Here is a 13,664-nt window from a genome sequence, read left to right on the forward strand (position 1 = left end):
TGATTACTCTGTAAGAGTGTTTTAAAATGGGGAAGATAAAATTATATTGATTTTATATAATCTTCTAGGTTTTCCTGCTCCTGAAGTTGCATTCTTTTTCTTAGGCGACTTCTCGATTTTTTTACAGCTTCTGTAGATGTAAATCGCAGACGGGCAATTTCTTTTCGTCCTAAGGACATTCTTAAATAAGAACATATTTCCAAGTCCGTTTTGGTTAGATTTGGATGTTTTGCACTTAATCTTTCAAAGAAATCATAATTAATTTCTTCCAAATTATTTTTTATAATCGTTATTTTAGAATCCTCCAAAACCTCAGATTTAAGATCCGCAATAATGCTTTGAAGAGAGACCTCATTAGTATTTGAGGCTATTTTTTTGAGATCACCAACTAACTTTTCTTTGGATTGTAAATGCTGAATTGATTTAGTCATCAGCGTGGTTATTTCTTCTCTTTTTGATGTGATTTCATTTTCAAGAACTTCAATTTCAGCACGAACTTGTTTCATCCGTTGTTCGTTTTTCTGAGTTGACAAGGTGAGTAACTGATCTAATTCTTCTTGGGCCAGTCTAGCCTTTTTCCAACGTATTTTAAAATATCGTATTCCATAATATCCTATGATACTGGATACAACGAGTGTTATGATCAATAGAACGAGATATAATTTCTTTTTTACAGATTGTGTTTCTGCTTGAGCTAAGATGACTTTCTTTTCTTGCACAAATTGAATACTATCTTTTAATTTTTGTTGGCTAAATTCGTATTGTAATTCAATTTCTCTTAGTTCTTTTGCTTTAGTCAAATTGAAAACACTGTCGTTAGCTTTTGCATATTTTCTGTAGTAATCTAAAGCAGGTTCAAATTCTTTCATCATATAATAAGAGCGACTTTTTCTTTTATATGCTGCAGCTAATAGCTGCCCCATTTGTTCTTCTTTAACGATTTGTATGCATGAATCAACATGAGATAATGCCTTAGAAAATTGTTCTAAATTATTGTATGTACCTGCGATATTAAAATGTGTATTTCCGATACTAGCTTTTTTAGTATTTTTTTTACAGTAGTTTAAATATTCTAATTGAAGGGAAAGTGCTTGGGAGTATTTTTTTTGTTTCCTCAGAAGTATTGCTTTGGTTGATTTTAAACGATATATTCCTTCTATGTAACCTGCCTGTTCAAATTTTTTGTTTGCCTTATTATAGTAATATGAAGTAGAATCCATAAGACCTAATCTTTGATATGATAATCCAATTCCTTCATAATTATCTCCAATTTTTTTAGGAATGTCAAGTTGTTCATTAATTCTAATTGCCTTAATAAAATTTTCTACGGATTTTCTATATTCCTTTTGATATCTAAATACGGTAGCGATATTGTGATAATTAGAGGAGAGGTTGAGTGAATCATTTATGGATAAGAATATTTTTTGAGCGTCTAAATAATACTGTAATGCTTTAGAATAGTTTCCTCGTTTACGATTAATGATTCCTAATTGCTGAAAAACTTCAGCTCTATGTTGCCTTACATCATAGGAAACTTTGGATGCATTCAGAATTGAAGTAACTTCATCCATATAAGATGCTACTTCATTAAAATCTCTGCGAAGCTGATACACTCCTAGTTGTAATAAAGCGTGGACTTTTAGAGAATCGGTAGTGGCTTTGGCTACTTCTTGTTGTAGCATCACTAGTGTAGTGTCTTTTTCCTGAGCAAAGGAAATACAGGTGCTAAAAGTTATAATAATAAGAAAGTATCTGTGCAAAGTCACTCTTATATTGGTTTTAAGATAAAGATATTTGTTTTTCAAGGAATATATAAAGATTTACTTTTGAATTCTATGATAGATAGAGTTCTTTCAATAGACATAAAATATAAATTATAAAAACTGCCTAACATCCAAGATGTAGGCAGTTTTTGATTACCAATATTGCTAATTTAAGTATAACAAAGCCCCCTTATCTTTATACAAATTATTAGCAACCTTAAGTTATCTAACTACGCAGAAGATAACGCTACAATGGTATAAAACATAGTAGAGTAAAACAGTATTAAAATAATAGATAGTCTATGTTTTATTATAAATTCCTTTAACCACATATATTAATTTTTAACTATTCTTTTTATAATACTTCCTTGCTCAGAAGTAATATTTACAAGATAAACTCCCGACTCTAGATGTGAGATATCTATCTTATTACTTGTAGAAACCATTACTTTTTGACCAATTGTACTGTAGAATACTACTTCATCAATATCCATCGTAATAAACAACTTATCTGATGTTGGATTTGGGTAAATCTCTATCTGTTCAATATTGTTATCTTCTATACCTAAAGAAGGAATCACATTTACTGTTCTGGTAACTTCAACCGCATTGTTTCCTGCAGCATCACTTACATTATACGTTATAGTATATGTTCCTTGTACAGAAGTGTCCACAGGATTGGTTACAGTAATGTTTGAACTAATATCACCATCTAAGGAGTCTGAAGCTGTAGCGCCAGCATCTATATAAGTTTCTCCTTGCGCAATTTCAACTGGATTATCTCCTAACAGATTAATGACTGGAATTGTTGTATCAGAGACTGTAACTTGTCTGGTAACTTCTAAGGCATTATTTCCTGCTGTATCACTTACATTATAAGTAATGGTATATATTCCAGGAACAGCCATATCCACTGGGTTTACGGTAACAATATTTGCGGTAATATCATTACCTGAAGAGTCAGTAGCAGTGGCTCCAGCATCTGTATAGGTAGTTCCAGCTTCTACAGTTACAGTAGGAGAACCAATTAAAGTGATTACCGGAAGGGTTGTATCTAATACGGTTACTTGTCTAGTAACTTCTACCGCTTCGTTTCCTGATGCATCACTTACATTATACGTAATCGTGTATAATCCAGGTACATTGATGTTCACTGGGTTTACAACAACAATATCCGTGGTAATATCACCATTAAATGAATCAGATGCAGTGGCCCCAGCATCGGTATAGGTAGTTCCTACTTCTATAGTTATTGTTGGAGAACCAATTAATGTAATTACAGGTATGGTTGTATCTGAAACTGTTACTTCTCTAGTTACTTCTATCGCATCATTTCCAGCAGCATCGCTCACATTATAAGTTATCGTATATATTCCAGGAACATTAGAGTTTACTGGGTTTACGACAACCATTTCTGCAGTAATATCACCATCTAATGAATCAGAAGCAGTGGCTCCAGCATCAGAATAAGTTGTTCCAGCTTCTACAATTACAGTATCAGAACCTAACAATGCAATTACAGGTATGGTAGTATCGGAAACTGTTACTTCTCTAGTTACTTCTGTAGCATTATTTCCAGCAGCATCACTCACATTATAGGTAATCGTGTATACTCCCGGAACATTTGTATTAACTGGGTTTACAACAACCATTTCTGCGGTAATATCACCATCTAATGAATCAGAAGCAGTAGCTCCAGCATCTGTATAAGTTGTTCCAGCTTCTATGGTTGTAGTTGCAGCTCCTATTAATGTAATTACAGGAATTGTTGTATCGGAAACAGTAACTTCTCTGGTAACTTCTGTAGCATCATTTCCAGCAGCATCACTTACATTATAAGTAATGGTGTATATTCCAGGAATGTTAGTGTTTACTGGGTTTACAGTAATAATATCAGCGGTAATATCACCATCTAATGAATCAAAAGCAGTAGCTCCAGCATCAGAATAAGTTGTCCCAGCCTCTATAGTTACGGTTGCAGCGCCTAATAATGTAATCACAGGAATTGTTGTATCGGAGACAGTAACTTCTCTGGTCACTTCTGTAGCATCATTTCCAGCAGCATCACTTACATTATAAGTAATGGTGTATATTCCAGGAATATTAGTGTTTACTGGGTTTACAGTAACAATGTTGGTGGTAATATCACCATCAAACGAATCAGAAGCAGTAGCTCCAGCATCTGTATAGGTTGTTCCTGCCTCTACGGTTACGGTTGCATTGCCTGCTAATGAAATTACAGGTGCTGTTGTATCCGAAACAGTTACTTCTCTAGTAACTTCTACGGCCTTATTACCCGAAGAATCACTTACATTATAAGTAATTGTATACATTCCTGGTGTAGAGGTGTCTACTGGATTTACAGTAACGATATTTGCAGTGATATCTCCATCGAAGTTATCCATGGCAGTAGCTCCTGCATCTGTGTATGTAGTTCCTGCTTCTACAGTTAATGTTGCGCTGCCATTTAGAGTGATTACAGGTGCAACAGTTTCGCAATTTACTTCATTAAAGGAAGCAGTTACATCAATGTTTGTCCAATTCGTGGAACTATAGGCCGCATCATCCACTAAAATACATGTGAGATTATCATTATTAGTTGCGTTAAAATTGGTGATACTCGTATTATTTCCATTTTGAACATTTAAACTAGTAAGCTGATTATTGTCTGCTAAAAAGGTTGTTAGCGCTGTAAGACTGCTTACGTCAAGAGCAGTAAGCTCATTGCGTCCAGCATCTAAAGTTTTCAATTGTGTATTGTTACCAAATGTCAGTGTTGCCAGATTACAATTTTCAACATCAAGAGTTTCCAAAGCAATATTATTAGAGACATCTAATGATATAAGGTCGTTTGAGTCTATTTGCAAAGTCTCTAATGCTGTGTTATTGGATAGATCTATAGTCGTTAAGCTCATTTGCTGCACATTCATGTATTCCAGTAATGGATTATTAGTTACATCTAATGCAGATACATTATTGTTGCCTCTCATATGCAAGTTTACCAACAATGGATTGTTTGATATATCAAGTGCAGTAAGTTGATTATTAAAGATATTTAAGGTAACCAGTTTTGAGAGTGCACTAACGTCTATGGATGAAATGGTGGTATACTGAACTTCTAGTGTTTCTAAGTTAATGTTTTGGCTTACATCGATAGACCTTAAGTTATTGCCTTGGCAATTAAAGTTAGTCAAATTAACCAATGCAGAAATGTCTATGGATGTTAGGTCATTATCTCTAACATTTAAAACCTGTAAATTGGTATTGTTAGATAAATCTACAGATGATAATGAATTAAGACGAGCTTGTAGTTCTGTAAGTGCAGTGAAATCTTCTATACCAGAAAGATCTGCAACATCTTTGCCTTGTATGCTTAAGTAAGTAATTCCTTCGATCAAGGCAGTAGGCACTCTTCCATCAGCAGTAGTATCATCGTAACCCAAAGCTTCTAAAGCTGCTTCAAAGTTAGTATCGGGTATATCAGTATATCTACAATACGTATCACTAAAACTTGTGGTGTTATCGATTCTTGTCCAATTCGTGTTACTATACGTTACATCATCAACGAGAATACAAGTAAGATTTGGATTATCTCTTGCGTAAAAATCGCCTCCACCTAGATTCGTATTGTTTCCGTTTTGAACATTTAGATATGTTAACCCGGTTTCTTCGATTTCTAAATAAGATAGATTTTCATTTTTAGACAAATCCAGACTTGTAAGGGAAGGAGCTGTAGCAAATTCTAGTTCTTCTAAAGCGATATTGTTACTAAAGTCTACATTCCCTAAATCAACATTCTCACCACACTCAATACCTGTTAATTTCGTATTGTTAGAAACATCAAAGCTAGTCATAGCATTATCCCTTACGGTGATGTAATCTAAGTTAGTATTGGTTGAGATATCTATACTAATTAGTTGATTTTCATTAAGCTGTAATCTTGTTAATGAAGTTAACCCAGATACGTTAATAGTTATCAGATTACAGTTGTTAAAACGTACTTCTTCTAGTAGTGAATTATTACTAAGGTCTATAGTAGTCATTAAATTCCATCCCGCTTCCAAATTGGTAAGGTTTGTAAAATCTTCTATTCCTGTAAAGTCACTAATATCTTCTCTATCTAAATCTAATGCAGTAACAACATTGATAAATGAAGTTGGCACTTGTCCGTCATTTTGAATATTATCTAAACCAATACCAAACAATGCCGCTTCAAAATTAGTATCAGGAATACTTGTATATTCAAACGCTCTAACCAAAGCTGAGGAAGAATTAGTACTATCTCCACAAGGGTTTGTTAGTACTACTCTTAAAGATAGTCCAGTGGTATCTTCCGTATCAATGGTAACAGATAGATTAGCCGTATCTACTCCAGAAAAAGTGGCACCTTCAGTAGCATCAGACCAGTTCATACCGCCGTCTGTAGAAAACTGCCACGTATAGCTGTCTACATTATTGGCTGTGATAGATAGATTTGCCGTTCCTCCAACTTCAATATCAGTTCCAGTAGGTTGTTCCGTAATACTTATGGCATCACAACAATTTATTTGCGTGCTCATGGGTTCAATTCCACATCCTGCTGTTTCTGTAAATAATCCCATGGTATACACAGCTCCATCGATATCTCTTTGGTCTAAAGCATATCTAGAATCACCAGCTCCAATATTATAGTGCATGATCAGGTTATCATCGATTACATGTCCTAATTGATGTGCATGACCTAATTCGTGTAGGGCTACACTTTTAAAGTCGTATTGTGTAGCACTTGGTGTACCACTTCCATAAAACCAATTGGTTCCATCATTCCAGGTAACATCTAATTCCTTTACAATAGCTCTGTTTGTAGTTGGGCAAGTTCCAAGATAACGGCTTGTTACTCTTCCTAAAACACCAGAAGGAAGTTCTGATCCATTATCAAAGCGTACAATATTAATTCCATCATCTACAGATTCGTCTGTAGTAGTGGTTCCACCAAATACAAAATTAATATCGGATTCACAGTTCCAAAGCTCGAAAGCAGCTTCGAAGTCTGCTTTTGCAGAACTGGAATCAAAATCAGTATGATATACAAATGTGTAAGCTCCATTGCCGTCGTTATCTTTTAAGGTTGAAGGAAAAGCATCCGAACCAGAAGTAGCATTAATATGGCTATAATTTACTGTAAGACTACCACTACTGGTCCCTGTTTCTGAAGTACCATTAGTAACCTGAATAGTACCTGTACCAGCTAACCAAGGAACTTGAACTTGGATTTTTGTATCTGACCAACTAATGATTTCAGAGCTTAAAGCGTCGGTATAGGAAACACCTCCCGCATTTGCATTTGGAAAACTTACTGTCCCGGTAGTATTTCCGAAATTACTTCCGTTTATAGTTAATACCGTTTGTGTACCGGCACTGGCTGATGTAGGAGAGAAACTGGAAATAACTGGAGTAGCTAGTAATGCTTTTGAGTCAAATTTTGATGTAGCTGCAACCGTAGGACGTTTTAATAATGTTCTAAATGTTTTAGAAGTAACCCTTTGAATTTTTGGATACAACTCTTTTGTAATCGAATTGTATTTGTGGAATACATCAGATGCTTCTTCGTTAAATTTGTTATATTTTATAACACCTTGAGCAGCACCTACAAGTTCATATAAAGTGCTTTTGGTGTTAAGCTTTACAGCACTTTCTTTCAAGAAAAAAGTAGCAGTATTTCCTACTTCTAGTGATGCTGCACTAGAAGTAACTTGCATGGCTTCATCTACTTGTCCGCCCATTGTTGCAAATTGTACAGTTGCCGTGCTGTTACCAAGCATATCATTGTAAACTTGTATGGTATGTAAGGTGTAAATATTATGTTTAGGAGTATCCCAATAACTCTGACTACTCGTAATAATACCTTCGACAATTATAGTAGATTCTTGTATACGATCTTCTATGGATAACGGGATCATCATTCCACCACAAGATTGACCAAATGACCAAAAGGTAATTAAATGGATGATAATAAGGTTTAGTAATTTTGATTTCATAAATAGGGATAGTTTTAAAGTTCTGTTTCTGTTTTCATGTTTTATTCTAAAATCTCTTTAGGTTTAGGATAAATAGTCCCAGGATCACCCTTTTTATAAGGAGATCTAACTGATTTTGATTCTTGATTAATGGGGATTAATTCAGCGTGTAAATAAGTTGGTAAGAAGCTTCGGAATTTAGTCTATGAAATGAAGTTTCTTGTCATTTCTTTCTAGGGGTATGGATTTTTATTGTTCATAGTTTTAGGGTTTTAAAGTTTCGATATTATATCGAATATGGTTATTAGATTTGGATATGTCTTACTATGTATTTTATACAGATCAAAATTAATGTTGGTTTTGTTTAAAATAAATTAATGCGGGAGACTTATGGGAGACAATAGTTCGTTATTAATTAGTTGTTAGACTTCTATAGTATATATAAACTGACGCAATGACGATGCGGGATCTAATCCTAGTTTTTTACGCAATCGCTGAATTGCTTTTTTAACACCAGATATCGATATTCCCATAAAAAATGAGATTTCTGTATTGTTAAATCCCATTTTTAATAAAGCTGCTAGTTTAAGATCATTGTTTGACAAGCTAGATTCTTTAAATAATAATTTTTTGTAAAATTGTGGATGTACTTCTTCAAAATGTGCTTTAAATAACTCATAGTGGTTTCCATTTTTTAAGTTTTGAATAATATTATTATTTATCTTTATTAGTTCACTTTTAACTTCGCTGTTGGATATTGGATATATGGCTTCTATCTGATTTTTTGATTTCTCAAGGCACTCGGTCTTGGCATCCAATGATAGATAGTTGGTAGATAAAATTCTATTTAATTGATTGGTTTTGATCAATGATTCATTGAGTTTTCTCCAATATTTTACAGTTCCAAAAATCGCCCTAATAATGCTAATTGTATCATTGCGATGAAGTAACAAAAACTCTTTGTCTTTAAGAGACAGAACATCTTCTAGGCGTACTTCTTTTTCACTGAGTACAATCACAGGGATTTCTTTATAGATACTCTCTTCTTTTATTTTATTAATTTGCTTTTCCCATTGATTGTATGAGATGCTATCTATAACGATGGTGTCTGGTGTTGCTCCCCACGATTCTATCGTTTCAGGTATAACATTCCTCACATTTACTGTTATATTATATTGCTGCAAAAGTTGTATAAACTCTTGTGTAGAATCCCCTGTAATTACTGTGATTACTGTTCTTTCGAAATTACTTACTGTTGTCATCTCCATATCTATTGCTGAGTCACATAGTCTAAAGCGGCATCTTTGCTACTAAAAATTTTTACGGGACTTCCTGAGTAACGTATATAAATTTTCAGCATTATCGTTTTAAACCCAACAGTGCCTATGATAGCTGATGATTTAATTCCACGTTGAGCTTTTTCACCAATATCTTTGCAAAATCGAATTGCATCTAAACTTGGGTTGATATCTGTTATATCCGTAAATATCCTGACACTTTTATCTGGTCTTTGTAAAATCATATCACAAGCTTCTGCATAATGCTTTATCATTAAATCTTCCGAGCTATACTGAGCAAGATTAATTTCTATATATTCGATACCTTTATGATGCTTCCATAGTGGTTTTTTATAGGTCTCGTTTGAAACTTCCTTTACCATCTTAATTGTATCGTTTCGCTTTATTCTTTATAAATCACTCAGTCATTAATTAAATACCGGATAGCTGCTTCTTTGTCGGTAAAGAATTTTATTTTACTACCAGTATAACTGATATATATTTTCATTAATAGAGATACAATACCTACTGAGCCTACGAGTGCTGATTTTTTGAGCTTAGGTTGTACCATTTTGCCTAATTTCTTTATTGATCTGATAGCGTTTGGGCTGGTAGTAGAATCTTTTAAATAGACCAATGCTCTTACTGATTTATCTTCTCGCTGTAATCCCATTTCTACCGCATCTGCTACACATTGAATGATATCTTCATCTTTGCGTAATCCAGTGAAATTAATTTCGATATACTCTATGTTCATATAATGTTTCCAAGTAGGAGGTGTATATATGGGGGTAGTATGATCTGGCATCGTATATACATTTAAAGAACTCATTTCTTATCATTTTTTTTAATTGATCTTAATTCGTCTTCTAAATCTTTTAGACGGTTTAGAGTTGCTTGCAGTTCCTTTTTTTTCATTTCCATATCTTGAATTTTCTCGAACTGCGAATTTGATTTTTTAACGGTAAACATCTTTCGTATAAAAGGTATCATAGCTAATTGTTAAGCACACTGCTAAATAACTAACAAAATCTCTTTTATCTAAAAAAGGAGGGGGTACAAATAGGGGTACAAGTTTTTAAAAAACTGAAAATGAAAGTTTTATATCAATAAGAAGAGTTAGGGGATCTAGATCTAGATAGACTTTATATATTCTTCTAAGTTGATTTCTGAAGATAGTTCCATTTTTTTTCGTAGTCTACTTCTTGATTTTTTTACAGCTTCTGGAGATGTAAAACGCAGTCTGGCAATTTCCTTTCTTCCCAAAGACATGCGTAAATAGGTACATATTTCTAGGTCGGTTTTGGTGAGTGTTGGATGTACCTTTTTGATGCGTTGTGCAAACTCATAATTATAAGCTTCCAAATCATCTTTGATGAGCTTTAATTGAGAGTCTTCTAATAGTTCTGATTTTAGATCGGCGATTAAGTTTTGGATAGAGATAGTAGCGTCATTTGAGGCAACTTTTTTAAGATTTTCAACAAGTTTTTCTTTGGATTTTAATTGTTGAAAGGTCTCGGTACGTAAATCAGTAATCTCTTCTTCTTTTTCTAAAATTCGATTAGATAATTCAGCCACGTCCGTTGATAGTTTTATCAGTTGTTTTTCGGATTGTAGTTGTATTCTGTTATTCAAAATAATCTGAAACCCAACATAAAATAAAAAGCCATAGGTGATAATGTATGTAGTTTGTATGATAAGAACAGCATTTAAGAGGTCATTGATAAGCATAACCGATACAATACTCATACTAACGAGCATTCCTCTAGCATATGGTTTTTTATCTCTTACAGCATTGATCATTTGGTAAAAACCTAATGAGATGGTGAATAAACCAAATAACTGAAAAAATGGAGCACTGTAGGTGGCGTAGAATACTGGGGTAATCATCACATATAAAACACCTAAAACCGTAATGAACGAACAAAAAAGAGCAAACTTTTTGGAGTAATAGCCAGGGAAAAGATAAAAATGATACATAATTACAGAGCCCAATCCTCCATAATATCCTATATATCGCATTTTTTGAACGATATCGAATGGTATGTCTGGAATGAAGTAATAGATCAGTGCTTCTCCAACAAATAATTGTCTAGAGACACCTAAAAGACAAAACAATCCAAAATAAAGAAAGTAAGGGTATCTAGAGAAACTAAAAAAATGGAATACCTGGTATGCCCCAAAAAGAAGTATTAAGAAGGTTATGATTCCTTCGATTAAGGGTTTTGTTTTGTTTTTATTAGTAAAATGTGTTTTTTCAGTGATACTATTTTTTAGGGCAAATCCTCCTCCAAGCCGATGTTTATAATTAGAAATTAGTAACATGATATCCAAATCTTGCTCTTGCGGTAGTTCGAAGCGAAGAGGACGACCGTCTATCTCCTCTTCATCAGCAGTTTTGGATATTTTTCCATGAGAAGCTATTTTTTTTCCATTCACCCATACTTCTGTAGCTGCCAAACATCTAGGCATATCTACTATAATGTGATTACTCAGATCTTTTCTTTTGACAAAAAATCTAAATGTACCAAAGCCTCTATTTTGATCAATTTTTTGAGTCCATAATCCTGTTGGCCATGAGATGGTTTCAGGGTTTTGTAATAATGAATCATCATAAGAATTACTAGTGTCTAAAGGCCATTGTTTCCAATAGAAATAACCATCTCCTTGTAATAAGAATTCTGGATTTTTTTCAAAATTCCAGTCAGCAATTTTTATGGTTCCATTTTCTATTTTTGGAGGTGTTGGCTGGTTTGTATTGCAGCTCATTAGAAAAAGAAATAGAAATGCCAAACCACAAACTTTGGGTGTGTTCATCATATAAAATAGAGATGAAATTATGGTTTTTTCTATTTTCTTTGGATTCGTCATATTATCAAAGATACTTCAAAAATCTGGTAAGATTTTAGTAGCTTTCTTTGCTTTTCTCTTTAATGTCAAAACTGATTATGTCAATCAAATATTGTACTCCTTATATTTTTGGTAACTATATTTATATGTATAGTTTTGCGATCCTAATGACTAATGTTTTAGATTGAATAAACTAAGCAATATTTTTAGTTTTAGGAATTGTATTGGGTTAAATATGTAATTAATGTTCAAAAGGTATTTACTTTTTATTTTTAGTTGTTTTTGTATAACTGCTAGTTCTCAGATCGTTAATGTGGAGTCATTAAGAAAAGTGTCGGATACTTCTCGTTGGTATGGGTTTGTAAGTTTGGATGTAGCATTGATAAAAAACAAGCGTGATATATTTAAGATTGCTAATAGAACTCATATTCAATATAAAACAGATAAGAATTTGGTGCTTTTTATTAATGATCTTAATCTACAGCAATTGGACTCCGAAAGATTTGTAAACAGAGGCATTCAGCACCTTCGGTATAATTATAGATTTCATCCTAGGGTAACTTGGGAAGCCTTTGTGCAAACTCAATATGACCCTGTTTCTAATATAAAGTTTAGAGGGTTGTTAGGTTCTGGACCAAGATTTAAAGTATTACCTTCCGAAAAACATAAGTTTTATATCGGTACCTTGGTAATGTATGAATATGAAGAAACAGAAGAGTTAGATCAGATAATTACTAATTCGGATGTTAGAGGAAGTACTTATATTTCTGTAAACCTGTATCCATCCAATCAGGTTTCGATCATAAGTACTACATATTACCAGCCCAAAATAGATCTGCTAAAAGATTACCGTATTTCTACTGAGACTTCATTGGTGTTTAGTATTTTTAAAAATTTCGCTTTTAAATCCACTTTTACCTTGTTGTTTGATTCTTTCCCAGCAATGGGTATACCAGATACACAATATGAATGGACCAATGGCTTAGCCTATTCTTTTTAAATAAAAATTATTTTGATTTCCTAGTTTTATCGGTGCATTCTATCTAATATTTCCATTACTTCTACTTTCTTTCGAACAGAAACTGGAACGTTTTCTCCATTTTTTAGCATCAGGTAACCTCCATCAGCTTTTATAAAAGCGCTAATACATTGTAGGTTGATCAAATGACTCTGATGAACGCGTAAGAATTGATAATTCTTAAGCATATCAGCAAAATATTTTAGTGTTTTGGTTACAAAAACTTTCTGACCATCTTGTAGATAGAAAATAGTGTTATTACTATCAGATTCACAACGCACAATATCATCCAGGCTTACAATGATAATCTTGTCTAAAGTATGAAGAGATATTTTATCAGGTTTTTGTTCTGGAGCAGATAAAGTGTCCTTCAGAATGTTTAGGCGTTCTTTATTAGGCTGAATCTGTTGTTTGGCTTTGCTAATAGCCTGGGCAAGTTCTTCATTAGAATATGGCTTTAATACGTAATCTATAGCAGCAAACTTGAAAGCTCGTATAGCATATTCATCACTAGCAGTAACAAAGATGATTTTGGATTTTAATTCAGGAAATATTTCCAGTACATCAAAACCAGTACCATCACCAAGCATAATATCTAAGAATAAAATATCGGGTTCCTGAGTTCTTAATGCCTTTGCGGCTTCTACTACACTTCTAGCAGTATCAATAATTTTTATTTCGGGGTGGTTAGTTTCCAGGTCACTTTTTAATAATTGAAGTGCGTCTGGCATATCTTCTACAATAATTGCTGTAAGCATAG

8 protein-coding genes are annotated in these 13,664 nt (G+C 33.4%); 1 reads left to right on the forward strand and 7 read right to left on the reverse strand.

Annotated elements, in window-relative coordinates; translation table 11 throughout:
- Nucleotides 1–41 precede the first annotated feature (41 nt).
- The 6 genes from Q1A73_RS12515 to Q1A73_RS12540 all read right to left on the reverse strand — a co-directional run bounded on the left by Q1A73_RS12515 (nucleotide 42) and on the right by Q1A73_RS12540 (nucleotide 11,805).
- Nucleotides 42–1,766: a tetratricopeptide repeat protein gene (locus Q1A73_RS12515; RefSeq protein WP_299606028.1), complete on the reverse strand. Its 1,725-nt coding sequence runs from the start codon at nucleotides 1,764–1,766 to the stop codon at nucleotides 42–44.
- Nucleotides 1,767–2,098: 332 nt separating this feature from the next.
- A complete protein-coding gene (locus tag Q1A73_RS12520; RefSeq protein ID WP_299606030.1) occupies nucleotides 2,099–7,780 on the reverse strand; it encodes an immunoglobulin-like domain-containing protein in 5,682 nt (1,893 codons plus the stop codon).
- Between the two features lie 401 nt (nucleotides 7,781–8,181).
- Nucleotides 8,182–9,021, reverse strand: a complete 840-nt coding sequence (locus Q1A73_RS12525) for a hypothetical protein (protein WP_299606033.1) — start codon at nucleotides 9,019–9,021, stop codon at nucleotides 8,182–8,184.
- 8 nt (nucleotides 9,022–9,029) lie between these two features.
- Entirely contained in the window at nucleotides 9,030–9,419 is a 390-nt protein-coding gene (locus tag Q1A73_RS12530) for a hypothetical protein (protein WP_299606036.1), read from the reverse strand.
- Between the two features lie 38 nt (nucleotides 9,420–9,457).
- Complete coding sequence (locus tag Q1A73_RS12535; protein ID WP_299606039.1) at nucleotides 9,458–9,868, reverse strand: STAS/SEC14 domain-containing protein; 411 nt, start codon at nucleotides 9,866–9,868, stop codon at nucleotides 9,458–9,460.
- A gap of 302 nt (nucleotides 9,869–10,170) precedes the next feature.
- Nucleotides 10,171–11,805 carry a 7TM diverse intracellular signaling domain-containing protein gene (locus tag Q1A73_RS12540; RefSeq protein WP_299606041.1) on the reverse strand — a complete coding sequence of 545 codons (1,635 nt, stop codon included), beginning with the start codon at nucleotides 11,803–11,805 and terminating at the stop codon, nucleotides 10,171–10,173.
- 394 nt (nucleotides 11,806–12,199) lie between these two features.
- On the opposite strand from Q1A73_RS12540, the gene Q1A73_RS12545 reads away from it, so the two are divergent.
- The gene (locus tag Q1A73_RS12545; RefSeq protein WP_299606044.1) at nucleotides 12,200–12,886 is read left to right on the forward strand and encodes a DUF481 domain-containing protein; all 687 of its coding nucleotides are present in this window, start codon (nucleotides 12,200–12,202) and stop codon (nucleotides 12,884–12,886) included.
- Nucleotides 12,887–12,912: 26 nt separating this feature from the next.
- Here the strand turns inward: Q1A73_RS12545 and Q1A73_RS12550 are convergent, their stop codons facing one another.
- On the reverse strand, nucleotides 12,913–13,662 hold the full coding sequence (locus Q1A73_RS12550) for a LytTR family DNA-binding domain-containing protein (RefSeq protein ID WP_299606047.1): 750 nt from the start codon (nucleotides 13,660–13,662) through the stop codon (nucleotides 12,913–12,915).
- Nucleotides 13,663–13,664: the final 2 nt, after the last annotated feature.

Source organism: uncultured Aquimarina sp., from assembly GCF_947492115.1.
Taxonomy (GTDB): Bacteria; Bacteroidota; Bacteroidia; order Flavobacteriales; family Flavobacteriaceae; genus Aquimarina.

What these genes read in the sequence shown, in the direction of transcription:
- Q1A73_RS12520 (WP_299606030.1), bottom strand. Translation starts at nt 7,780, where the DNA reads ATGAAATCAAAATTACTAAACCTTATTATCATCCATTTAATTACCTTT.
- Q1A73_RS12525 (WP_299606033.1), bottom strand. Translation starts at nt 9,021, where the DNA reads ATGACAACAGTAAGTAATTTCGAAAGAACAGTAATCACAGTAATTACA.
- Q1A73_RS12530 (WP_299606036.1), bottom strand. Translation starts at nt 9,419, where the DNA reads ATGGTAAAGGAAGTTTCAAACGAGACCTATAAAAAACCACTATGGAAG.
- Q1A73_RS12535 (WP_299606039.1), bottom strand. Translation starts at nt 9,868, where the DNA reads ATGAGTTCTTTAAATGTATATACGATGCCAGATCATACTACCCCCATA.
- Q1A73_RS12540 (WP_299606041.1), bottom strand. Translation starts at nt 11,805, where the DNA reads ATGAGCTGCAATACAAACCAGCCAACACCTCCAAAAATAGAAAATGGA.
- Q1A73_RS12550 (WP_299606047.1), bottom strand. Translation starts at nt 13,662, where the DNA reads ATGCTTACAGCAATTATTGTAGAAGATATGCCAGACGCACTTCAATTA.